The organism is Dapis brunnea BLCC-M229, assembly GCF_050015995.1.
GTDB lineage: Bacteria > Cyanobacteriota > Cyanobacteriia > Cyanobacteriales > Microcoleaceae > Trichodesmium.
In genome coordinates, this window is sequence record NZ_JBNHEP010000225.1 from 1 (window position 1) to 23,256 (window position 23,256).

The 23,256-nt window shown below is 35.2% G+C and carries 19 protein-coding genes; 11 read left to right on the forward strand and 8 right to left on the reverse strand.

The window, feature by feature from the left end; all coding sequences use genetic code 11:
• Nucleotides 1–684: 684 nt before the first annotated feature.
• Nucleotides 685–915 carry a hypothetical protein gene (locus ACP6PM_RS25425; protein ID WP_426589605.1) on the reverse strand — a complete coding sequence of 77 codons (231 nt, stop codon included), beginning with the start codon at nt 913–915 and terminating at the stop codon, nt 685–687.
• Between the two features lie 756 nt (nt 916–1,671).
• Here ACP6PM_RS25425 and ACP6PM_RS25430 point away from each other — a divergent pair.
• The 3 genes from ACP6PM_RS25430 to ACP6PM_RS25440 all read left to right on the forward strand — a co-directional run bounded on the left by ACP6PM_RS25430 (nt 1,672) and on the right by ACP6PM_RS25440 (nt 4,010).
• Nucleotides 1,672–2,226 carry a hypothetical protein gene (locus ACP6PM_RS25430; RefSeq protein ID WP_426589607.1) on the forward strand — a complete coding sequence of 185 codons (555 nt, stop codon included), beginning with the start codon at nt 1,672–1,674 and terminating at the stop codon, nt 2,224–2,226.
• A 7-nt stretch (nt 2,227–2,233) separates the two neighbouring features.
• Entirely contained in the window at nt 2,234–2,983 is a 750-nt protein-coding gene (locus ACP6PM_RS25435) for an ABC transporter ATP-binding protein (protein WP_426589609.1), read from the forward strand.
• Nucleotides 2,984–3,551: 568 nt separating this feature from the next.
• Nucleotides 3,552–4,010 carry a peroxiredoxin gene (locus ACP6PM_RS25440; protein ID WP_426589611.1) on the forward strand — a complete coding sequence of 153 codons (459 nt, stop codon included), beginning with the start codon at nt 3,552–3,554 and terminating at the stop codon, nt 4,008–4,010.
• A gap of 373 nt (nt 4,011–4,383) precedes the next feature.
• Here the strand turns inward: ACP6PM_RS25440 and hpf are convergent, their stop codons facing one another.
• Nucleotides 4,384–5,025, reverse strand: a complete 642-nt coding sequence (hpf, locus tag ACP6PM_RS25445; RefSeq protein ID WP_426589612.1) for a ribosome hibernation-promoting factor, HPF/YfiA family — start codon at nt 5,023–5,025, stop codon at nt 4,384–4,386.
• Nucleotides 5,026–5,531: 506 nt separating this feature from the next.
• On the opposite strand from hpf, the gene lipB reads away from it, so the two are divergent.
• On the forward strand, nt 5,532–6,173 hold the full coding sequence (lipB, locus tag ACP6PM_RS25450) for a lipoyl(octanoyl) transferase LipB (protein ID WP_426589614.1): 642 nt from the start codon (nt 5,532–5,534) through the stop codon (nt 6,171–6,173).
• A gap of 585 nt (nt 6,174–6,758) precedes the next feature.
• On the opposite strand, the gene ACP6PM_RS25455 is transcribed toward lipB, so the two are convergent.
• Nucleotides 6,759–7,265, reverse strand: a complete 507-nt coding sequence (locus tag ACP6PM_RS25455) for a single-stranded DNA-binding protein (protein ID WP_426589616.1) — start codon at nt 7,263–7,265, stop codon at nt 6,759–6,761.
• Between the two features lie 330 nt (nt 7,266–7,595).
• On the reverse strand, nt 7,596–10,127 hold the full coding sequence (locus ACP6PM_RS25460; RefSeq protein ID WP_426589618.1) for a sugar phosphate nucleotidyltransferase: 2,532 nt from the start codon (nt 10,125–10,127) through the stop codon (nt 7,596–7,598).
• 1,145 nt (nt 10,128–11,272) lie between these two features.
• Between ACP6PM_RS25460 and ACP6PM_RS25465 the strand changes: the two genes are divergently transcribed.
• Both ACP6PM_RS25465 and ACP6PM_RS25470 read left to right on the forward strand, forming a co-directional pair.
• Nucleotides 11,273–11,473 (forward strand): hypothetical protein, encoded by a 201-nt coding sequence (locus ACP6PM_RS25465; protein ID WP_426589620.1) that lies wholly within the window; start codon nt 11,273–11,275, stop codon nt 11,471–11,473.
• A gap of 8 nt (nt 11,474–11,481) precedes the next feature.
• On the forward strand, nt 11,482–12,219 hold the full coding sequence (locus ACP6PM_RS25470; RefSeq protein WP_426589621.1) for a class I SAM-dependent methyltransferase: 738 nt from the start codon (nt 11,482–11,484) through the stop codon (nt 12,217–12,219).
• Between the two features lie 488 nt (nt 12,220–12,707).
• Here ACP6PM_RS25470 and ACP6PM_RS25475 read toward each other — a convergent pair whose 3' ends face one another.
• On the reverse strand, nt 12,708–13,157 hold the full coding sequence (locus ACP6PM_RS25475; RefSeq protein ID WP_426589623.1) for a tetratricopeptide repeat protein: 450 nt from the start codon (nt 13,155–13,157) through the stop codon (nt 12,708–12,710).
• Between the two features lie 374 nt (nt 13,158–13,531).
• Here ACP6PM_RS25475 and phnE point away from each other — a divergent pair, with 374 nt between their 5' ends.
• Nucleotides 13,532–14,374 carry a phosphonate ABC transporter, permease protein PhnE gene (gene phnE, locus ACP6PM_RS25480; RefSeq protein WP_426589625.1) on the forward strand — a complete coding sequence of 281 codons (843 nt, stop codon included), beginning with the start codon at nt 13,532–13,534 and terminating at the stop codon, nt 14,372–14,374.
• A 132-nt stretch (nt 14,375–14,506) separates the two neighbouring features.
• On the opposite strand, the gene ACP6PM_RS25485 is transcribed toward phnE, so the two are convergent.
• From ACP6PM_RS25485 to ACP6PM_RS25495, 3 genes are all read right to left on the reverse strand, one after another.
• Nucleotides 14,507–14,944 carry a hypothetical protein gene (locus tag ACP6PM_RS25485; protein ID WP_426589627.1) on the reverse strand — a complete coding sequence of 146 codons (438 nt, stop codon included), beginning with the start codon at nt 14,942–14,944 and terminating at the stop codon, nt 14,507–14,509.
• A 136-nt stretch (nt 14,945–15,080) separates the two neighbouring features.
• Nucleotides 15,081–15,641: an HNH endonuclease gene (locus ACP6PM_RS25490; protein ID WP_426589629.1), complete on the reverse strand. Its 561-nt coding sequence runs from the start codon at nt 15,639–15,641 to the stop codon at nt 15,081–15,083.
• A gap of 629 nt (nt 15,642–16,270) precedes the next feature.
• Entirely contained in the window at nt 16,271–17,863 is a 1,593-nt protein-coding gene (locus ACP6PM_RS25495) for an Hsp70 family protein (RefSeq protein ID WP_426589631.1), read from the reverse strand.
• A gap of 182 nt (nt 17,864–18,045) precedes the next feature.
• On the opposite strand from ACP6PM_RS25495, the gene ACP6PM_RS25500 reads away from it, so the two are divergent.
• The 4 genes from ACP6PM_RS25500 (at nt 18,046) to ACP6PM_RS25515 (ending at nt 22,998) form a co-directional block, all read left to right on the forward strand.
• Nucleotides 18,046–18,390, forward strand: a complete 345-nt coding sequence (locus ACP6PM_RS25500; protein ID WP_426589633.1) for a hypothetical protein — start codon at nt 18,046–18,048, stop codon at nt 18,388–18,390.
• A gap of 260 nt (nt 18,391–18,650) precedes the next feature.
• Nucleotides 18,651–20,201 (forward strand): protein kinase domain-containing protein, encoded by a 1,551-nt coding sequence (locus tag ACP6PM_RS25505; RefSeq protein ID WP_426589635.1) that lies wholly within the window; start codon nt 18,651–18,653, stop codon nt 20,199–20,201.
• An 859-nt stretch (nt 20,202–21,060) separates the two neighbouring features.
• A complete protein-coding gene (locus ACP6PM_RS25510; protein ID WP_426589637.1) occupies nt 21,061–21,663 on the forward strand; it encodes a superoxide dismutase in 603 nt (200 codons plus the stop codon).
• A gap of 753 nt (nt 21,664–22,416) precedes the next feature.
• The gene (locus ACP6PM_RS25515) at nt 22,417–22,998 is read left to right on the forward strand and encodes a hypothetical protein (protein ID WP_426589639.1); all 582 of its coding nucleotides are present in this window, start codon (nt 22,417–22,419) and stop codon (nt 22,996–22,998) included.
• The last annotated feature ends 258 nt before the right edge of the window (nt 22,999–23,256 follow it).

Sequence of the window (23,256 nt, forward strand, 5' to 3'; positions counted from 1 at the left end):
CCTGTTCCCTGTTCCCTATCTCCTTTTTATATTTCCTTTACAAACAATCTCTCAGACCTAAATCTCCAATATTATCTTTAGTAGGTTGTATTGGTTAACAATTTCTGGAGAATTTTCCCAGTTGTTTTAATCTCATCATCAATTTTTAATTCCCTGAGATTTTTCTCTAACTCATTACCTTCAAGATTCGGGTATTTCTACTTCCCGACGAATAAAGCAGAAAAAATATAATAGACCTCTCCAGAAAATAAACTTGCTCTTTATTTAAGACAAGCTAGAGTTGTAAAATTAACTCTCCGAAATCATTTTTCGTATCTTTTTCATGAAAATATATTCCCTGTTAAGTGTTAAGTGTTAAGTGTTCCCTACTAGCCGCAAAAAATATATATCTTTTTCACCAGATGTCTAATAAATTTCTGAATGTTTTTGAATTTCCCAACTATTAAGTCTATTCTTAATATTATCTAATCCAAGTCTTTGAATCAACTATTCTGTATTTGCATTAGAACTGTATTTTAAAATTCCTTTGACAATTTTTCATATTGAAATATTGTCATTTTTAATTTGATCCTGCACTGATTTCAGCCAATTTGGATGTGCATTTCCATCCGTATTTTCTACATATAATTTATCCAATTTTGATAGTTCAATTTATTCATTTGGATTGACTAAATCTACAGCGACTTATTCCGCATATTCAATCGCTAAAATGATTTTAACTGTACTTGCCAAAGGCATCATTCTATTTGAGTTTAAATCAGCAATTATTGTATTATTTATCACAAGTTTGATTGAAGACCTATCAGGATTGTCTTGGAGAAAATTTCCAACTAATTCTTGATTAGGTTTGAAGTAATAGACTACAGATATACCTAAAACCAAAACTACTGTAATTAAAATCCCCAAACCTCTCAAAATCTTTTTTAATATTTTTCATTTTCTTTAATAAACTAGAATATTACTCTAAGAATAATATGTTGATTTACTTTAGAGACTGTTTGTAAAATAAGTATTAAAGCTTGAATAAATTCAGGGATTAAAATCAGTATTCAGACTACTAAATTTATGGTGAAAAATAGTTTTGTCTTCCCCTCTTGCTTATTTCCTATTCCCTATCTCGTTTTTTAGATTTATTTGAAAAACAATCTTTAATATAGCAGTTTTAAATAATTTTTCAAAAAGCTATAATAATAATTTGAAAAAAATGTTATAAATAAGCTTGAATGAAAAAGTCTTGATTTTAATATCTTGTTGACTAAAAATAGAGGATAACCACAAAAAATAATTAAATTTTATTCTTCCTGACTACAGTAGGGGGAATGGGGCAATTAATGAATTACCCCTACTTACTCCTAAGTCGTAGCCTAATTATTTGTAGCAAAAATTTATCAAACAGGTATAATTTCATTATGTTGAGAAACTGTTTGTTAAAGGAATATTAAATCTAGGCGTGGGCTGGGTTTTGCTAACGCAAAGCTTCGCAACATGCAAAAATGAAGCAAAATGGCTGTCGCCGACTTGAAGTCGCCGACTTAAATTGGCGGCAATACTTATGCTGAATTACCCAACTTTTAACTGTCCACCATAACCCACCGAACATACCGGAGATTAAACCAATAGGCTGTCTTAATCTTTGCTTTATAAACACTCTCTTAATTAACCAGACTTAGTATGATTGAAAATCAACACTCAGAAACGTTTATATTTAGAATTTCTCCTCTGATTAAATTAACCCTTTTAACTTTGTATATTGCATTAACCTTACCATTACCTTTTTTATCCCAAGCCACAAATGCGCCAGTACCTCCTGTTATTTTAGGAGTAGGACTAACACTAGGAGCAATAGCATTATACGCAGCTCTAACAGAACGAGTCATAATTAATGACAAAGGAATTCAACTATCCTATCCAGCTTGGATACCAGACCTCTTTCGCAAAGGTTGGTACTTACCTTGGGCAGAAATAAAAGCTCTTAAACCTCGGACTACAGGTCAAGGTGGTCTAGTCTACTATTTTCTGAATAATTCTGGAGAAGGTTATTTGTTACCAATGCGAGTCGTGGGTTTTGCCAAGTTGGTTCGGATAGTAGAGGCAAAGACAGGTATAGATACAACTGATGTACGTCCTTTATCACAACCTTGGATGTATTTGATTTTATTCGGTTCTACCATACTGTTATTATTAGTAGATGCTTGGACTATTTCCAATGCAGTTGCCATTTCCTAACTAAAAAATGGAAGAGCAGCAGTTTCAAATATATTTAGACCAAGTAAGTTTAACTACCCCAGTTAGCTCCCAATATTTACTGAAAGATATTTCTTTTACTGTAGAAAAAGGTGCTAGGGTTGCTGTAGTAGGTCCTTCTGGATCTGGTAAGACATCTTTGTTACGACTATTAAATAGATTAAATTCTCCTACTTCTGGTTATATATATTTAGATGACCAAGAGTACGGCAAAATTCCTGTGACTCAACTGCGAAAAGAAGTGACTCTAGTATTACAGGAGTCAAAACTTTTGGGAATGTCTGTAGCAGAAGCGATCGCTTACCCTTTAAAACTTAGAGGACTAAGACAACCCGAAATTCAGCAAAGGTGCGAATATTGGATACAGCAGTTAAATATTCCTGAATCTTGGTTATCTAGGTCAGAATTACAACTTTCCATGGGACAAAAACAATTAGTAGCGATCGCTCGTGCTGCTGTAATTCAACCTAAAATTCTTTTGTTGGATGAACCTACCTCAGCTCTAGATATTGGTACTGCTAATCGATTTATACAGGTATTGGCAACCTTAGCAGAAAGTGAAGTAACAGTAATTATGGTCACTCATCAAATAGATTTAGCTGAACAGTTTTGTTCAAAGCTACTACATCTAGAACAAGGAGAATTAATTGAAGATTCCCCTAATAGTAAAGTTGATTGGGTTAAGTTACGCCATCGTATCATCCAAGCACAAGCTCAAGAAACTGAAGAATGGAGTTAAAGAAGCGGTCAGCACTCAGTAATCACAGCATCAGTAGGATAATTTTTTTGGTAGTGCTAAAGAAGGAAAGGATACAGGAAAATATAGGGTAACAGTAGTAGAGAGGTGCATTTTAATGTCAGACCCCAAGCCACCCTGTCCATCATACAATTCATGCTTCAGTGGTCAAGAATGGTAAAACCCGCTTTTTCCGTTCATCAAATTTTTCCATCTATCCCTCCTCAGTCGAAAACCACAAACATTGTCATTCTCTGAGAGCTACCTAAAAAATCGCGTGTCAAAAGATTTTTCTTTGCTTCGTGACAATTTTTGTGATATCATCAAGATTAACTTCGCTAACTTTATCCCTGTACATGACTTTTTATTCAACTAAACATAGTATAGTTCCTCACTTCAAAGGGAATATTGTAGAAAGGAAAATCAATCTAAAAGATACAGTTAGGAGTTCTATATTTCAAGCCCCCTACTTAAGCAGGAAGTGCTGATAAGTGAAATAGAGATTTTTAAGCTAATATATATAACAAAAGTTAACATTATGTACAATAATCTTTAACCCAAAATATTAACTATGACAATTAAAGTAGGAGATAAAGCACCCGAATTTACCTTACCATCCCAAGATGGAACTAAAGTTTCTCTCTCTGACTTCCGGAGTAAGAAAAATGTTGTTGTTTACTTTTATCCCAAAGACGATACACCTGGATGTACCAAGGAAGCTTGTGCATTTAGAGACAAATATCAGGTATTTACAGATACCGATGCTGAAGTGATTGGCATTAGTGGAGACTCGAAAAAATCTCACAAACAATTTGCGACTAAATATAATTTACCCTTTACTCTCTTATGTGATGAGAGCAACAAAGTTAGAGAATTATACGATGTACCTGCCACACTCTGGATACTTCCAGGTAGAGTCACTTACGTCATAGACAAAGAAGGAATTATCCGTCATATCTTTGACTCTATGCTTGAGTTTGAAGCTCATGTTAAAGAAGCTTTAAAAGCCTTAAAAGCCATACCTGCTTAACTAGTTATAAGCTTTCTAATTGTTGAGTGCTAACCGCTTCTTTAAACTCTTCTTAATAAACGCCAAGAAATAAATTATCCCACAAGATTTGACGAGCATTTTGCCCACAAAATATTTTGGGATAATTTTTTAAGTATAAGCCACTTAGCTTTAATAAAGACATGACTTTAAACTTAAAAATAAGTCTCTACTGAAGCCAACTACAACTATAATTATGGCAATAAGTTATTATGATGTCCGGATAATAAGTAATAAAAAAGTTTTTGTTTGTAGCAGGGCTTGAGCCACTGAAATATCTATCTTATTGATCTAGCCCTACTACGAAGCTCTAATTCTAACTATTCAACCAGACACGATATTAAGATAATTAAACCTAAGTAGATTTAAGACCCGCTGCCTCATCAATACTATTGGCTACTTTCCCATTATTACCATTACCATTATTGTTAGGTCGTGGTTGAATTAAACCATAACCACCATGATGATAACGTTTGTAAATAACATTAATTTCACCAGTGGCCGAATTGGAAAACATATAGAAATCATGGTCAATAAATTGTAGCTGCTCTAGAGCTTCTTCTACAGTCATAGGAGGCATAGCAAAATATTTAGTCCGTACTACTTCATTTGGTAGCTCTGGTTGGCGATCGCCAATTAAATTCTCTACTACTGGCTGTGATTGAATCACTTCAACAGTCTTAGCTTTACTTACCTTGGATTGACGCTTTTCTTTATACTTCCTGAGTTGGCGTGCAATTTTATCTGCTACTAAGTCAATACTGGCATACAAGTTCTCGCTACTTTCCTGGGCACGAATGACTGTACCATTTGCGTAGATAGTTACTTCTGCTGTTTGCTTAGGATTTATGCGTGGATTTTTAGCTACTGACAGATGTACATCTACTTCTGTGGTGAGTTGTTGAAAATGATTAACTGCTTTTTCAATTTTTTGATTGACATACTCGTGAATAGAATCGGTTATTTCTATATTTTTACCCTGGATTACAAGCTTCATAAGCTCCCTCCGCTAATGTTTGGGCTTACTATTATTATATAGAATAGCACTTTGTATTCTCCCAAACATCCTATCTTTAAAATCCTTTGCATCCCTTGACAATTCTTGACTTTTTTTTCCTTAATTTCACGAAATTTTTCGTTGATTTTTTGGATAATTAGCAGTATTTGGTTAGTAGTATGAATAATGAATAGTTATATTTTAGCTTTTATCTTTTCTTAATTTGCGATCAAAAAAGACAGTAGTTATATTTGAGAAGGCAAAAATCCATTTGAATAAACCACAAAGTAGTTGCAAGCAAAGTCCCTACAGGATTATCATTTTTTTTATTTAGTTCATTGACCTGAAAACTGCTGTAATAAAAAAAGAATGTTACGGAGATAGCGTTTCTCAAGTTACTGAGGTATAATTACTTTTCTATTTTATATTCGCCCACTCCCTCACTCCCCCACTCTCTCACTTCCTCACTCTCTCATTCCCTCACTTCCCTACTCCCCTACTCTAAAATGACTTCTCAAACTTGCCACTTAATTTGTCCAGGACTAACAAAGTATTCGGTGGCCTGGGAATGGCAGCAATCGCTTGTCCAACAACGTCGTCATTGTCCAGAGTTGGCCGATGTCCTAATATTATTAGAACATCCACCAGTTTATACATTGGGACAAGGAGCAAAATTAGATTTTCTCAAATTCGATCCTGGTCAAAATGAATACGAACTCTACCGTGTGGAACGTGGTGGGGAAGTGACATACCATTGCCCAGGCCAACTGGTAGGTTATCCAATCCTTAACTTAAAGCATTATCAGCAAGACTTACATTGGTATCTACGACAATTAGAAGAAGTATTGCTAAAAGTCTTAGATTTCTATGGTCTTCAAGGTGAGAGATATCCAGGGTTAACAGGGGTTTGGTTGGAGGGTCGAAAAGTAGGAGCAATTGGAATTAAAGTCAGCCGTTGGATAACTATGCACGGCTTCTCTATCAACATTTGTCCAGATTTGACTGGTTTCTACAGGATTGTACCTTGCGGTATTTCTGATAAACCTGTAGGTAGTCTGGCTGAATTTTTACCTAGAATTACTACAGATGAAGTGCTACCCCAATTAGCTAATGCTTTTGCTCAAGTATTTGGAGTTAAGTTCAATTAGGGTTTGCTGAAAAAATTCTTTTGGTAAGGGTAGGAGTCAGTCCTCAGGATTTAGGAGGAACGGGAATTATAGACGAGGTAGGAGTCAGAATTTTCTCTTGGTTTTTCTGCCGTTGTCTGCCTTTTATGCTAACTTTTTGAGCTTGATAAAGCTCAAAACTGGTAGTTTTTTAGATAAAAAAAGACTCAAACCTTTATATATCAATGCTTTTATGATTATTCACCAAGCCCCAATTATTTACCAAAAAAAAAGGCGTTGCACAATCAGAAATGATTAAATCCAAAAGTAGATACAGTAGTTTAACTTAAAGATGAGACGTTTTTTCGTCTGAAACTCCCTCATAGCAAGAAAGCTTTGTGTCAATCTAAAGTTAAATGACTATGATTTTTGGATAAGTGTTTCTTCAATAATATGTAAAGTTTAAAATCTATTATCATTCTTTAATGTGCAACCCCAAAAAAAAAAGGTCTAAAGCCTCCCCTTGGATAGGGGAGAAAAAAAGAGAATATTCCTGATGTGAAGCCTCTGGGTTCAGCCATAGGTACTGGTAAGTGATAAATGATAACTGAAATAACCAGTTAAAAATTAAAAAGGTATAGGATCGGAATCGTCGGGTAGTGAGTCTTCCTCTCGAAAATTTGGAGTTGATTCTTGATTAACAGCGGAACTACGACGAGACTGTAAATTTACAACATTATTATAGTTTTGTTCTTCGGGTTCTTGTTGAGTTACAGTGTTATTATTGGATCTTTTTGTATATGTTTTATTCCCATCTTCAGTCATAGCTTCAGGGCTAATAGGATAAATTCTGGAGGCAGTTAATTCAGCTCGTTTTTCTTTAAAACCTTCTGGTCGGTCAATAGTATTCATATTCAAGCGACCTTCAACAATTATGAAATCTCCTTCGTGATATTTTTCGTTGATTTGTTGAGCTAAATCTCGCCACGCTACTACTTTTAGTACCCCAGGTTTATTATCAACTCCTATATTAGGAAATTCTACCATCATTTCTACTACTGGTAATTGAGCATCTGCTGTGTAGCGAAGTTCTGGGTCTTTGATAATTTGTACCATTAATATACAGCTATTCATTTTGATTTTTGACTAATACTAATTTGTTTTGAACAAAGGAAAAAGGAAGATAAAGTTTGATTTTATGAATATTCATCTCGGCTTATTCCCAGATAGAGGATATCTCAAATCAAATAATTTGTAATTAATCCTAAATGATAGATAAAATTATCAAATTTATACTGCTTTTTCCTGTTACCTTTTCCCTAATTATGCGGATATTTTAGACATAACCTAAATATAACTATAGATAGCTATCCTAAATAATTCGCGATCAATTTATTACTTTCTGTTTTCTATTTGCTGAAAATTTACAATATCTCACAACTCAAATAATATTGTTATTTAATATCATAAATCATCTAACTGATTTCCTGTCATAAATAGGTTGACAAAATCATGGATAATATTGCGATAATCTCTTAAAGTTTTATCAACCCAATCTCGATCATTACTATCTGCATAAATATGCACTAATGGTTCTTCCGCGTCAGGTAAAATTAACACCCAATTATCACCTTGATGATTAATAATCTTTACCCCATCAGTTAACTCTAATTTTTCTGGCGGGTTAGTTTCTACGAAATACCGCATTAATGCTCCCTTTACTTTCCAAGGACAACGTACTGTATAATAGCGATGAGTAACAGGAGGAATATCCGCAGTTATTTGTCCTAGCGATCGCTCTTGAATAGTCAGCATTTCTATTACTTTAGCAATGCAAAACATTGCATCAAAGCCAGGATGTAATTTCGGGAAAATAAATCCCATATCACCACTTCCTCCTATTACCACATTATGATTAATTTGGCAAGCTTCCATTAATGCTGTAGGATTAGCTTTTGTCCGAATCACATGGCTATCATGACGACGAGCAATTTGTTCTACTGCTGCAGAAGCATTTATTGGTACTACCACTGTACTCCGTGGATGAGCTGTTAACATTAGATTTACCATTAGTGCAGTTAACATTTCACCACGAATAGGAGAACCAGCTTCATCTACTAATATTAGTTGTTCTCCATTTGCCGTTACCTGAACTCCAACATTAGCTTGCAAAGCTTCTACCACCCTACCTAATTGATCTAGTAAATTTTCTCTTTCTTCTATTCCTAAAGAAGTTTCCTTTAAACTAGCATTTAGAACTACCGCATCACAACCAAATTTAGTTAATAATTGTGGTAATACTGCTCCCGAAACACCATAACAATAGTCAATTACTACCTTAGATTTACTATAGCGAATTGCCTCAGAATTGAGAAGATTTTCAAACCCTTTGCTATAAGCATCTAATACTTCATGGCGATAAACCATATTGCCAATTTCTGATATTTGTACTCGGCGTAAATCTTCTTTAAAATATGCTCCTTCTATCTTTTTTTCTTTCGCTTTAGAAATATTAATTCCTTGATAATCAAAGATTTCAATTAATATCTGATCGGAACGATTAGGAGAAAGACGAACATGAACGCCACCTGCTAAATGCATAGTAGGTAAAATTGTTCTGGCAATGGGAATAGCAGCAGATTCTAAATTTATTACATTAATTCCCACCGACATTAAACCAGCAATTAAAGATCGAGAAACCATCCGAGATATATTACGTTGGTCGCGAGAAACTGATACTGTAGAACCTAATTTTAAGATAGAACCATAAGCAGCTCCTAACTTAACTGCAAATTCTGGAGTAATATCAATATTTGCTAATCCCTGAACCCCACGTTGCCCAAACAAATTTCTCTGGGCAGTTGTACCCCAAATCAAGTTAATATTCAGAGTCGCCCCAGATTCAACTTTTTTACTAGGCCATACTCTGACATTAGGACTAATCTGAGCTTCCTCTCCCACGCTAGATAAAGAACCAACTACAGCACCTTCCAATATTTGAGCACGACGATCTATCCTTGTACCTCGACAAATTACACAAGCTCGTAAATTTGTATCTTCTCCCACCAGTGCGCCATTCCAAACAATGGGGCGCTTTACATCAGCATCTGCAGCAATTGTTACATTATCTCCAATAATACTACCTGCTTCAATCTGAACTCTCGGACCAATTCTACAGTTGTCTCCAATTAAAACTGGTGTCTCAATTTTAGCTGTTGGGTCAATAGAAGTATTTTCTCCTATCCAGAAATTGGGCGATCGCTCTTCATAAGCCAAATCAAGTTTTACTTTATGTTGAAGTGCATCATATTGAGCTTCTCTATAAGCATCTAAATGTCCAACATCGCACCAATAACCTTCTGCCACATAGCCATACATTGGCTCATTTTTATCTAACAATACAGGAAATAATTCTTTAGAGAAATCACATTCTTGATTTGCTGGTAAATAATCTAAAACTTCTGGTTCTAAAATGTAAGTTCCTGTATTGACAGTATCAGAAAATATTTCACTTGTAGAAGGTTTTTCTAGAAATCTTTTTATCCTCTGTTCTTCATCTGTAATTACTACTCCAAATTCAATTGGGTTGTTAACTCGTGTCAATACTAACGTAGCTTTTGACTTATTTTTTTTATGGAATTCTATAGCTGCACTTAAATCAAAATCTGTAATTGTATCTCCACTAATTACTAAGAATGTTTCATCTAAAAGTTGTGCAATATTTTTCACACAACCAGCAGTTCCTAGAGGTTGCTCTTCTTCCACAGAGTATGTCATCTGAACTCCAAATTTACTGCCATCTTGAAAATATTCACGCATCACATCAGGCAGATAATGTAGAGTCGCAATAATCTCCGTAATTTGATGTCTTTTTAACAGATTAATAATATGTTCAGCTATAGGGCGATTTAAAATTGGGACCATTGGTTTAGGAATGTCGCAGGTCAGTGGTCTGAGTCGCGTTCCTGAACCTCCAGCCATTAACACTGCACGCATAATTTACTCCTTTGTTCAATTTTTCTCTATATCTATAATTCATTTAGACTAATTGAGACTCTCTTTAACTTAATTATGTACTATAGTCATTTCAGTTAACAGTTATGAGTTAACAGTACCTCCTACTGATAGACTATTTGTCAAGCAAATTTTAAGAAGTTTGGGAAACTTTTCTGGCGAGGAATTCAGGAAATTGTCTTCCTGAAAGAAAAATTTTTGCCGGTCGCGGAGCGAAACGTAGTTTGATCGTGAAGCGGAAGGAAGTTCTATTGCTTTGTTCTCCCAATCCAGGATCGGGATAGATCCACTTTAAAGTTTTTTTTGACAAACAGTCTCTAAACTAGAAAGCTTGAAACACTGAATTTTATTTTTTTTTTATCCCCATTTATTTTGACAAAAATTTTCCCAAAATTTATTAAAATTCCCCCTTAATGGTGGGATTTTAAAATATATAATACCATTTCTCAAAAAGAATGCTATACCCGATCGGGTGGGGAAGTGTGGTCTGTGTGTTCCGTGTAGGGAGGAATAAACATAAGAATAATAAACATTAAATGGGCTAATAAAGAGCAAAAAAGTAATTTCCCCTGTGTTAATTACTTAATAACTGAAGTGTGACCTAAGTATAGCAATGCTTTTGGGAATTGGTATAACACCCCCAGCAAAGTCAATAGACTGTTTGCAAAAGTAACAAATAAATCTGTTTTCATGGCTTTTTTTAGTAAGCATTTCCTACGGAATACTGCAAAACAGTTATCAGCTATTAGCTGGCCTCTTGCAGAGGAACTGCATTATAAGTTCTTAATGAGAGGAGGTAAAAGCAATTGATAAATTGAGAGAGAATAAAAAGTTATTGCCAAATTACTCTTCCTTAACTCTAGCAGTAATTATTGATTATTAATTGCTGATAGCTGACTGCTAAGAGCTGAATGCTTACTTTTTTTATCTTTCCTGTTCGGTGACAACAGGGTGCGAAGTCTTGTTTTATGATCATCTAATTTTAATTTAGTAATCATAAGTGTATTTAGTTATAATAGAGTTATAATAATCCTAGAAATATTCAAACTAAAGCCCAATTTAAGATTAATTCAATAATTTGATTGAGCTGTGTCCAAAATAACTAACCTTGTAAGAGTTTTTGTGCCATGAGTACCTTAATTAGCTTATTATTGCTAGTTGTATACGGAGGTGGAGTCTGGAAGTTCTGGAATGGATTTGAACAAACAAACTTTTCTCGAAGCTTTCAGAACCGTTTATTATTATCTATATTGTGGCCTGTTTTGTTAATTGGTAACAAATCTTATCGTAAGAACTTTACAAAAGCTCTTAAAGGTTATAGACGATAGAGAGAAAAATGTCTGAAAAAAAGTCTGCCTTATCCTTAAATCAGGAAAAATCTTCCTGGTTTGCTCAACAAAATTTAGATAACTGGCACACTCAAATCATGGCAGTACAAGCTCGCTTTGATCAAGAGTACCGTGGAGAATCTTTTGAGTTACCCTCGGAAGTCGAAGCAATGCCAATATTTCACGATTATGCCTCTGGTAATCTCACAACAAAAATCGTTTCTCCTTTTTGGGAAATAGCTAAACCTAAGAAAAATCAAAAGTGTTTGGATATTGGTTGTGGGGTGAGTTTTTTGATTTATCCTTGGCGAGATTGGGAGGCTTTTTTTTATGGTCAAGAAATTAGTACCATTGCTAGGGATAATCTCAATCAACGAGGTTCTCTACTCAATTATAAACTGTTTAAAGGAGTAGAATTAGGACCAGCTCATCAATTAAAATATGAAGCAAATGAGTTTGACTTGGCGATCGCTACAGGCTTCAGTTGTTATTATCCTCTAGATTATTGGGAAGAGGTACTTCAGGAAGTAAAACGGGTTCTTAAATCAGAATGTCAATTTGTTTTTGATGTGGTTAACCCAGAACAACCAATGGCAGAAAATTGGGCAATTTTAGAAACTTATTTAGGCGCAGAAGTATTTTTGGAACCCTTAGAAAATTGGGAAAAAATGATTAAAGGTAGGGGTGGAAAAATAGTAAAACGACAACCAGGAGAATTATTTCAGATGTATAAGGTAAAATTTTGAATGGTAGAGCATAAAATAATTTTTGTCTTTAGTTAGTATGAGAAAGTTAAGAAAATTCCTACCACAAAAATTTTGTTAGTATTTTGCAATTAATGTCAGGAACTAGCAATCTAAATTAGTTGGAGTTAAATTTTATCCTAACGGTTAAGATAGAAGGCAGAAAAGAAAACTTTTTTGCACAATTTTACTATTTGATACTTTGTTTTCTTTTGCATCTAACTAACTATGTAAAATATGGCTACATCAACAAAGCTACTATAGCAATCGTAAATGATTTGTCAAAGAAAACTGTAGGAGTTTGGTCTCCAAATCCCATTCACTCTTAAGTTTGGAAACCAAACCCCTACGATAAAATATTACAACCTATTCAGGATTATTATATTTATACGCAACTAGCAAAAGTTTTCTCCTAATGGAAAAAATCAAGACATTCTGTGAGATGCCTTTACCAAGGAAAAATTACCTTTATTCCCTTGTACTATTAACTATTACTTACATAGTCCTTTGTACAAAGCATTGTGTTCAAGCTCAAGAACTTTATCTAGCTTGTTTGATTCATGGACGGTCACATTTCCAAACATACTAGAAATGCCTTTAGAAGTCAAAATTGGAACCAAAATTACGTCACTAATATCTTCCTTAATGTCGTTCACATTCTTAACACACTGCTTTTGATTAGATGACTCACAAGTATTTATTTTCTTGAGATATCTTTTCGCAGTATCGCTATATGGACTACTCTCAGGAACTTCCTCTAGATTATTTTTTGCCTGGTTAACATCTCCAAGAAAATATAGTGTTATTCCCTTGCCAATGTATGCAGGATAATTTGGCGACTCTTCATTATCTTTTCTAACTCTTATTGCTTCTGTAAATTCATACAGAGCCTTTTTATATTCTTGTTTATTTTCCTTTTCATTACTGTCTTGATTTAGCAAAAGAGCAAAACCAAGATCTCTTCGCGCTTCATCATAGTTTCGAGATTATGCAAAATCTAGTCTGACGAGAAGTAAAAATTAAGAAAATAAAGCATCATACTATATTATTCACTAAGAAAAGATGGCAAATTTACACATAGTACGAATACTTTTTACAAAAATTAATATTATTGATTGGAAAAATATAGGACTAACTATCATTGTTGTTTATTCTAAGATAATTAAGTAACCAGGGCAAACGCATCTTAATTTTGAAGTTCTGACAGGGCAAGGATGTCGGGCCTCTGAGTATTCATACTCATTACTTTTCTAAGGCTTAACAGCAGAAGTTTCCAGAATTTAGATGCGTTTGCCCTATTGAAGTAACCAGAATCATGACAAAAATCTCAAATAATCTTGACAATACTGATAAAAATTTTCTGGCTACTCCAGAAGTTATCGAAATGTTATCCCAGGAAAAAAAACGAGTAACTAATACTCGCATAATATTTGTCTTGGGTGCTTTGATTATTCTGATTTTTTCTTACCGACAAAGTGAAATAAATTTTCTAGCTTTATTTCAAAGTAGCGGTAATATGGTTGAGTATATTCAATCTTATTTTCCACCTGATTTTTCCGATTGGAAAATTTATTTAGAAGATACAATAATTACTATTTCTATGGGTCTTTGGGGAACTGTTTTGGCAGCGGTCGCTGCTGTTCCTTTTTCTCTATTGGCATCAGAAAATATTAGTCCAGTTTGGATTGTACAACCTATTCGTCGAATTTTAGATGCCATGCGGGCGATTAATGAAATGGTGTTTGCTTTGATATTTGTAGTGGCTGTTGGGTTGGGTCCGTTTGCTGGTGTTTTAGCTTTATTTATTCATACGGCGGGTACTTTAGGAAAACTTTTTTCTGAGGCAGTTGAGTCAATTGAACTAGGTCCGGTTGAAGGAATTCGTGCTACTGGTGCGAGTAAAATTCAAGAGATTATATTTGGAGTAATTCCTCAAGTCATGCCTTTATGGACTTCCTTTGTTTTATATCGCTTTGAGTCAAATGTTCGTTCTGCTTCTGTTTTAGGAATAGTTGGTGCGGGTGGAATTGGTGTTTCTCTTTATCAAAGTTTTGGATCGTTTCAATATCAAAAAGTCTGTGCAATTTTAATAATCTTAATTTTGGCAACTTCCATAATTGATTTATTATCTGCAAAGTTGAGAAATTGGTTGGTTTAAAAATGATTGAAGCAAGGGATTTGATCTGATTTTGGCATTACTACCTCCAAAAAAGATGGCAATTGCTATAGAGTTTTATTCTACTTAATCATCCGGACATGATATGATTATTTATCTAACTGGTTCTATTATTTATTTCCTTTTTCTGTTAAATTTTGACTTTTTCTTCTGATTCTTTGATTTGTTCTTTTGATTTTTTGCTCGCTGCTGAACTACTTCCGGTGGCAGACCATAATCTCCATCACTAAAGTATACTCGCTCTACTATATTTTCCGGTTCTACTTCAATCCACAAACGGGCACCTCCAGCTTGACTATTATTAGGTTGATGAGGTTGATAAATGATTTGGCAAGGTCCATGAATTTTCAGAGCGTGGCAATAATCCTTTTTATCTCCTACCTTGACAGCAACTGCTGGATGAGAAGTTCCATTATCTCGGTTGTAATCTATAGTCTTTCGTAGAACATGAACAAAAGTATTAGCTGTACGCCTATTTTTATTCCAAGAGCCTTCAGGACCACGGCGACCTGGTGTAATTTCTGGCATTCCCCGCTTGTTTAATGGAATCATCCAACGTCTTCCATCTTTATAAGCATCTCGAACACGGCCTTGTTAGAGTCGATAGAGGCGTTCCCACCTCTACCTCTCCTTCAGAACCGGACGTGAGACTTTCATCTCATCCAGCTCCTCAATAACTCCATCCTTGTCATGGATACGTTGAGATCTCATCAAACTGATTCTTGTCGAAGGAACCATCTGATGCTGTCTTAGTGTGGTGGCAGTGTCTATGTAGAAGTTGTAGGTTATTGTATGTATCCTTTCCACCCTTGATTTTAGGTACTATGTGGTCAACTTCTAGTAGGTCTTCACTTGTAAAATGTAGACCGCAGTGGGGGCATTTTCCTTTTTGCTTCTTTATAAGCTTGGCTACCCTTGTTGGTGTGCCAGGGTATTCCCCTCGACGCTTGCTCCAATATTTCCAGTCACCGTTGTATGGACTAACTTCACCTTTGACTTTTGTGTGTCTTAGTAAATCTACATCTTGATACTCATAAATTGTTTGTCTGATTTTATCGGCAACCTTTAGGGTAGATTGTCTCTTGCCAAAACCTGCCATTGAAGCTCCGTTTATTTGATATAAATTAATTTCTATATCTTTATGGTTTTGGCTAGTAAAAAACTTAGAATGTGAGTCTCCAAAGATAACATATTTTTTCTTTCTATCTAAATTTTCTCTAGAAGTAGATACTAAACAATAATTAAACATACCTATCCTATAAACAAATAGACATTTATAATAATAAAAAATAAAATCGATTATCGTAGATTAATGATTAATTATTTCCCCTTACCGAATTATTAATTATTAATAATTATTAATTAAATAATTCAGGTTAAAAGCCTCCTCTTTCAAGGGAAAAAAAAGCGGTTGAGAGATGGCGAGGTCTCCCGCTCTTACAGAGCCGCTCCGCTTTTCATGTCGGCTCTTAGCCGTTAACGAAGTTATGCGCCAGCAAAACGCGAGCCTCCAATCGACCAAGAGAAGAAACAGTATTTCCTTGTATTCAATCAAGAACGGTTTCAACCAGAGGTAATTATACCAAGCGTGAAAAAAGAATGTTACGAATAGTAAGGAGGATAAAAATATTTTTCAGAAGATTTCCCTTTGACAAAGCGGTGCGACCCCGCGCCGTCTCAAGGCGCACTTGGTACCGCACCAAGAGAAAAAGATAATTTCCGCTGTAAAACATGGTATTAAAGGTATTCCCATGCGACTCCTGACTCCTGACTTCTGACTCCTAAAAAATTCCCTACTTATTTGTAGCAAACATTTATCAAAATGGTATTATCCATTATCCATTAATGAATCCCTCCTTTCCGGAGAGGTCTAATAAACTAACTCAATTGCACAACAGCTTGCTCATTTAACAAAGTTTCATTTGTCAATAAATCCTCCACAGTTATTCTCAAAAACCTAGACTCATCCACCCAAAATAAAACCTTAATTCGATCGCTTCCTGGATTACCTGGAGGATTTAATTGAGCAATATTACGACCTCCTTCTCTATCATTTAAAGGTTGTACTGAAGTTTGTTCTCCAGATATTTTTCTAGTAATCAGGCGATCGCCGTCAAAGTAAACTTCTGTACCTCCAGATTCAGCACCTAATTCTCCTAAAATTAATTCTATACTGGGCTGACTATTTACCGAGGCACCTAAAACTAATTCCACAGAATTAGTCATTGGATATGGTTGACCAGATTTTATTAATGGATGCCAATTATGAGCATTTTTCCTTCTATCCCAATAGCGGATACCATAACTGTGATACAAAAAATCTTTAACCTCTACTCCTTGAGTTAATTGCAACGCTCCCTGAGAAATTGCCTCAAAAGGTTTTTCACAACGAATTTTTCCCGCATCAAAATATTCCTTTACCCACCTCTGCACTGCCGGAATTTGTACCGTACCTCCCACCAACAAAACAGCATCAATTTCTGATAATTCTATTCCTTGTCTTTTTGCCTGCTGTAAAACCTGATTAATCGAATTATCAAGACTAGCAAAAAAACCATTTTCCGTGAGAATTTCCTCAAAGCCATCCCGCCCTAATTCCAACTCATAACTTTCCAAACTTTCATCATCAAAAAAAACTTCCGTCGCCTCTTGCTGTAAAGACAATTGAATCTTTAACTTTTCTGCCAAACGAGTAGTTAAAGGAGTCTTTTCAATACCTTGATTTTTAACAAAATAATCAACCAACCAATTATCAATATCTGAACCCCCTAAATTCTGTCCTGCCTTTGCCAAAACCCTCGCCGTTTTAGGCTTTTGATTTGAACTTTTACCAAAAGATTTTTCACCCCATTTCAAAATAAAACCCAGAGGTTGTTTTTGCATCGAATTATCCAACCGCACCAAAGATAAATCTAAAGTACCCCCACCAAAATCAACCACTAATAAAATTTTTGCATCTGCCATTCCATAACCTAAAGCTGCCGCAGTAGGTTCATCAATCATTTGTACCTGTTGAACTGCTAAAGACTGACAAACTTGCCCCAACCAATTACGATAAGCTTCAAAACTATCAACTGGAACAGTAAAAATTAAAGACTCTACTGGTAAAGGCACATTCAGAATACCAGCTACAACTTCTTGTAAAAATAACCTTCCTACTTGCTCAAAAGAAATAATCTGACCATCAAGTTCAGGTAAAAATCCTTGAATATTTGCACCAATACCCCGTTTAAAATTCCGAAAAAATCGAGAATCTGTATTAACATCGAAACCTTTATCTCTAACTTCTTGCCCTATTACAACTTTTTTTTCAGCAGCATTTTCCACATAGACTAAGCTAGGAATTAAAGGTGGATTTTGCCCAGAAATAATTGATAAGTTTGGTAACTTAATAGTTTCTGGTTGTTGAGTTGTTTGATTCCAACGGGAGATTACAGTATTACTTGTTCCAAAGTCTATGGCTATAGTCATTTAGTTATTTAAGTTAAATATTCTATATTTTGAGAATTATAGTAGATTTGGTTGACAAACAAAAATTTGACATGATATTGTAAGTATAATGGAGAAAGTGCGCTCATATATACTCAAATTAGATTTTGCCAAAAACAGCATATTTCCCAGGCAAAGCAAATTCTGAGTAACTCAAAAAAATCATGCAGTCTGGAAAAATCCTGAGAAACCACTACAAAATTATCCACACTCTCATCCACACTCTCGGAAGTGGAGGTTTTGGAGATACCTACTTAGCTGAAGATTTAGATTTACCAGGAAATCCGAAATGTGTCGTTAAGCATCTCAAACCTAGAGGAAGTAGAAGATGGGATTTACCTTTTCTGCAAAGATTCATCCCTTGGTTGAGCAACATCAAAAGTTCCGACCCAGAACTTTTAGCTATTGCCCAAAAGTTATTTGAGAGAGAAGCGCAGACTCTATACAAATTAGGCAAAGACTCAGACCGAATACCAAAATTATTCGCACATTTTCAGGAAGGAAGATAATTTTACCTAGTATCAAGAATATGGAGACACGCCCTCTGGCTTGGTTGGTTTTGACCTGCCAAGTAAAGGTGAGTCGTTGAGCCAAGAATCCCAGTCTCGCGATTACCGGGGAGTGTTAAAGTAGATTGGTTGACAAACAAAAATTTGACATGATACTGTAAGTATAATGGAGAAGGTGCGCTCATATATACTCAAGTTAGATTTTGCCAAAAACAGCATATTTCCCAGGTAAAGGTAAAGTCTGATAACTGAAAAAAATCATGCAGTCTGGAAAAATCCTGAGAAACCACTACAAAATTATCCACACTCTCGGAAGTGGAGGTTTTGGAGATACCTACTTAGCTGAAGATTTAGATTTACCAGGAAATCCGAAATGTGTCGTTAAGCATCTCAAACCTAGAGGAACTAAAAGAAAGGATTTACCTTTTCTGCAAAGACTCATCCCTTGGTTCAGCAATATCAAAAGTTCAGACCCAGAACTTTTAGCTATTGCCCAAAAGTTATTTGAGAGAGAAGCAAAGACTCTATACAAATTAGGGAAAGACTCATACCGAATACCAAAATTATTTGCACATTTTCAGGAAGGAAGAGAATTTTACCTAGTACAAGAATATATAGAAGGGCACGACATTAGTAGGGAACTTACGTCGGGGAGAAAATTAAGCGAGTCTTATACTATCGCCTTACTTGCAGGAATATTAGAAGCATTAGCAGTAGCTCATCAAAATAATATTATTCATCGAGACATCAAACCAGAAAATTTGATGCGTCGAAAGTCGGATAACAAAATAGTATTGATAGACTTTGGGGCGGTAAAAGAAATAAGTGTATTAACTAAAAGTCAACAACCAGGAACGACTACTTTAACTGTAACAGTCGGAACACCTGGGTATATGCCAAGCGAACAAAGTAACGGTAAACCTAAACTAAGTAGTGATATCTATGCAGTGGGAATGGTAGGAATAAAAGCACTAACTGGCAAAAATCCAGAAAATTTACCAACAGACTCAAAGACAGAAAATATTATCTGGCGAAATGAAGCACAAGTGAGTGACTACCTGGCAAATATATTAGATAGGATGGTGCAGGAATATTTTCCACAGCGTTATGAAAATGCGATGGAAGTATTAGAAGCATTAAATATTCAAACTCGACTACCTCCTCCACCTCTATCATCAGAACTAACACTAGAACCAACACCACAACAACCAACAACTACTCAAACAGAAAAAGTAGTAGTAAAACCCCAACCTAATAAAACGAATAAAACTAGAAGACAAATATTGATCTTAGGAGGTTTAGCAGGAAGTGGGTTTGTCGCAGCAATGTTAACTAAACGTTTCTCGGATAGAACACCTCCAGAAAATATTTCTACTTCCCAACCAACTTCAGAACCTCCCCTTCCACTATTAACATTAGGAGGTTTGGCAGTAGGTGGGTTTGTCGCAGCAATGTTAACTAAATATTTCTGGAGTAGAACACCTCTAGAAAATATTTCTACTTCCCAAGCAACTTCAGAACCAACCCCATCACCTTCCCCTCAACCAGAACCAAAATTTCCCATTCAGACATTTACAACTTTCACAGTTAACAGGAAAGGAGAAGTAATAAGTCGCCGTAAAGGTAAAGCAGAAGTAATGACAGAAAACCTCGGTAATGGAGTCTCTCTAGAAATGGTAAAAATTCCTGGAGGTAGATTTATCATGGGTTCTCCAGAGACAGAAGTAGGAAGTCATCTCCAAACTTTAAATCATCCCTCTTTAATCTCTGTATTTTTTTCCAATCGTTCCTTAACTTTAGCGATCGCCTGATTCAATATAATCCTGACAAATTCCCCATTGCCTAAATCCTAAACAACTATGAGAGAAGTCAGGGCAAAACAAGAATTTTGCTACGGATGTACGGATGAGAGAATCTGCATTTTGTGGAGCTACCAAAACGACGGGGAAAAGATTTTCCCCCTTGCAAGCAGAAAAAATTTCTGATACAATTTATTTAGTGGGTTCAACTCGCCCTTGCACATGACTTTTTATTCAACTAAGCAAAAACAAGTCAGAACTGAATGAGTCATATCCAAATTTTCAATCTTTGCTCTTTAACTACTGTATTTTTTCATCCTCATTGCTTAAGTGTAGTCCAGTAGTGGACTGTTTCAACTAATGGGTATGCATTAGGGCGGGTTGATAATTTCACTATTGCTTGTTCCGAATGTAAATTGCGATCGGGTAGCCTTCCGGAGAGAAATCGCCATTCAAGCTAGTTAAAGAGAAAGTTAACTTACTATCTTAGCATTTAATCAAAATTAGTTAAATTAATTTCTACTTTAAATAATCTCTACCTCTAGATAGAGATAATAATTATTCTACAAAAAATATATCTTTCAGACTATAGAGTAAATTCAAGTTGTATGCTCAAATTGGCAATTTTGTCTAGACAAATAAAATCAGACATTCTTATAACAAACAGAAAAAATAATTAATAATTCAAACAATAACAAAAGCCTATATAAACTCATCAACTTAAAACAGTTAAAACAGCTACAGCATGATAATATATATAAGAGTGTGGCCAAATAAGGCAACGTCAAACTGGTAAGACTGGGCATCATTTTCCAGCCAGAGCTTGCAATTGGCTTTAATACTGAAAAGCAGATAAGAAAGGAAGAACATCATGTCTTACGAACAACCAGCATTACCTTACGCAAAGAACGCTCTCGCACCTTATATATCAGAGCAAACATTAGAATTTCACTACGGCAAGCATCATGCCTCCTATGTGACCAAGTACAACAACATGGTCCAAGGCACAGAATACGATAGCAAGCCAATTGAAGAAGTAATCAAAGCAGTCTATGGTGACTCATCAAAAACTGGCATCTTCAACAATGCAGCCCAGGCTTGGAATCACAGCTTTTACTGGAATTGCATGAAGTCTGGTGGTGGCGGGACCCCAACAGGCGCTCTAGCTGATAAAATCAATGCTGACTTTGGTAGCATTGATAAATTCAAAGAAGAATTCAAAACCGCAGGCACGGGTCAGTTTGGTAGTGGCTGGGCTTGGCTAGTATTAGATAATGGCACTCTGAAAGTGACCAAAACTTTGAACGCAGAAAACCCACTTCATAAGGGACAAACTCCCCTATTAACAATGGATGTATGGGAACACGCTTATTATCTAGATTACCAAAATAAGCGCCCTGATTACGTTCAGACTTTCTTAGACAGCTTAGTTAACTGGGACTTTGTAGCTGCTAATTATCAAGCTGCTGCCTAAATTTCTCCAGTCAACTCCAAAACAGTCACGACTTGCCTCGTAGCTGTTTATGAATCAGAATAATATTTACCAAGTAGAGTCCAGTAGGGTGCGTTAATGAAATGTAACGCACCATCAGATTGTATAAAATCCTGACAGCTAAATTCTTGATATTGGATTAACCAATATTGGCTGTACAGATCAGTATTCCCATCCTAGGGAATGATGCGCCAACAACGGTAAACTCCCCTGAGAATTTCTTTTTGACAATCTTAATACTACCATTAATGACAACCTCAAAACACCACCACACTTTTTTAAGATTTATTTCATATATACCGATACTATTTTGCTAACAAATGTTAACAATGCACAGCAAGATCGCCTGCTGAGGGGTTATCTCCCAAAGTCTACAAGAAAACCTGTGGACGCTTTTTCAACACTTAAATCGTCTTGGTTATCGACTAAACAGAAGTTTTAATTACTTGACCATGCTAGGGGTAACTTATCTGGATAGCGGTTACATAGTGGCCTGGTTTTTCACCACAAACTACTCTGTCTGTATAGATTATAGCACAATCTATGCAACTAATCGGTATAACTAAATAAATGTATATGAATTTATGTTAACAAATATTAGTAAATCAACAATGGTTAATCAACCTTCTCAATCAAATTGTGCTATTTCTTAATCTTGAAATCAGTCTAGTTGCTTTTAATCTACTGGCAAAAGTATCAGGTATAGTAAAAGTTAAAGGCTAGGGGGATACAAAAATGGAAAAGCAGAAACAACCTATATTAACCAATGATGAAGTTAAGCAAATTTTTATTAAGGGCGTTAACATTTTTTTAGCAGGATCGGCAATTACATTAGTATTTGGATTTATCATTTGGTTTGTCCATGGAACAATTATGGTTTCTGATTTATCAGAGAAAATTGTTGCCAAAGGCTGGGGTGCTTTAATTGCAGCGATGGCTGTATTTTTATCTTTTATTGTACCTTCAATTGTTACTCTTTTCGGATTTGGGGTAATGGCATTATTAGTTTGGTGGTTATCTCGCGTTTTTTCCCAATATGAGGAATTTCAACCTACTGCTTTAATTGTTTATCAATTAGTAGCACCTGTGGGAATGATAGCTGCTTTAATTTTAGCTTCACCAGTGTTAATTTCCTATGCAGTTATTCGTTTATTTAATGGTAGTGGGCAAGCATTAATTTCGGAAGTGAAAGAAGCATCAAGTATTTTATTACCAATTGAGTCCCAGAATAGTTTTATAGCAGGTAGTCAAGAGGTTATAGCATTGGGGGCAGCTAACAGGAAACAGGTCAGGAATGATGAGCAATTTACAGAATAGTAGGAAACGAATAATATGTTTTATCTAATCAAATAAATACGATTGTAAATTTCAGGAATATATAATCTTTTTGTAGTATTTCCTACTCTAATATAAAATTATAATACCTTTGTATTTATTAGGTTGAATAAACAGCTTTTTTAGCACTATTTTAACATCTAAAATACACATTTCCTTTGTTTCTAAGCTTTCCCAACGAATTTTGATGTATTTGTTAATGAAATTAGAACGTATATACTCAGAAATTTAGATGGATTA

What these genes read in the sequence shown, in the direction of transcription:
- ACP6PM_RS25430 (WP_426589607.1), top strand. Translation starts at nt 1,672, where the DNA reads ATGATTGAAAATCAACACTCAGAAACGTTTATATTTAGAATTTCTCCT.
- ACP6PM_RS25435 (WP_426589609.1), top strand. Translation starts at nt 2,234, where the DNA reads ATGGAAGAGCAGCAGTTTCAAATATATTTAGACCAAGTAAGTTTAACT.
- ACP6PM_RS25440 (WP_426589611.1), top strand. Translation starts at nt 3,552, where the DNA reads ATGACAATTAAAGTAGGAGATAAAGCACCCGAATTTACCTTACCATCC.
- hpf (WP_426589612.1), bottom strand. Translation starts at nt 5,025, where the DNA reads ATGAAGCTTGTAATCCAGGGTAAAAATATAGAAATAACCGATTCTATT.
- lipB (WP_426589614.1), top strand. Translation starts at nt 5,532, where the DNA reads ATGACTTCTCAAACTTGCCACTTAATTTGTCCAGGACTAACAAAGTAT.
- ACP6PM_RS25455 (WP_426589616.1), bottom strand. Translation starts at nt 7,265, where the DNA reads ATGAATAGCTGTATATTAATGGTACAAATTATCAAAGACCCAGAACTT.
- ACP6PM_RS25460 (WP_426589618.1), bottom strand. Translation starts at nt 10,127, where the DNA reads ATGCGTGCAGTGTTAATGGCTGGAGGTTCAGGAACGCGACTCAGACCA.
- ACP6PM_RS25465 (WP_426589620.1), top strand. Translation starts at nt 11,273, where the DNA reads ATGAGTACCTTAATTAGCTTATTATTGCTAGTTGTATACGGAGGTGGA.
- ACP6PM_RS25470 (WP_426589621.1), top strand. Translation starts at nt 11,482, where the DNA reads ATGTCTGAAAAAAAGTCTGCCTTATCCTTAAATCAGGAAAAATCTTCC.
- phnE (WP_426589625.1), top strand. Translation starts at nt 13,532, where the DNA reads ATGACAAAAATCTCAAATAATCTTGACAATACTGATAAAAATTTTCTG.
- ACP6PM_RS25485 (WP_426589627.1), bottom strand. Translation starts at nt 14,944, where the DNA reads ATGATTCCATTAAACAAGCGGGGAATGCCAGAAATTACACCAGGTCGC.
- ACP6PM_RS25490 (WP_426589629.1), bottom strand. Translation starts at nt 15,641, where the DNA reads ATGTTTAATTATTGTTTAGTATCTACTTCTAGAGAAAATTTAGATAGA.
- ACP6PM_RS25495 (WP_426589631.1), bottom strand. Translation starts at nt 17,863, where the DNA reads ATGACTATAGCCATAGACTTTGGAACAAGTAATACTGTAATCTCCCGT.
- ACP6PM_RS25500 (WP_426589633.1), top strand. Translation starts at nt 18,046, where the DNA reads ATGCAGTCTGGAAAAATCCTGAGAAACCACTACAAAATTATCCACACT.
- ACP6PM_RS25505 (WP_426589635.1), top strand. Translation starts at nt 18,651, where the DNA reads ATGCAGTCTGGAAAAATCCTGAGAAACCACTACAAAATTATCCACACT.
- ACP6PM_RS25510 (WP_426589637.1), top strand. Translation starts at nt 21,061, where the DNA reads ATGTCTTACGAACAACCAGCATTACCTTACGCAAAGAACGCTCTCGCA.
- ACP6PM_RS25515 (WP_426589639.1), top strand. Translation starts at nt 22,417, where the DNA reads ATGGAAAAGCAGAAACAACCTATATTAACCAATGATGAAGTTAAGCAA.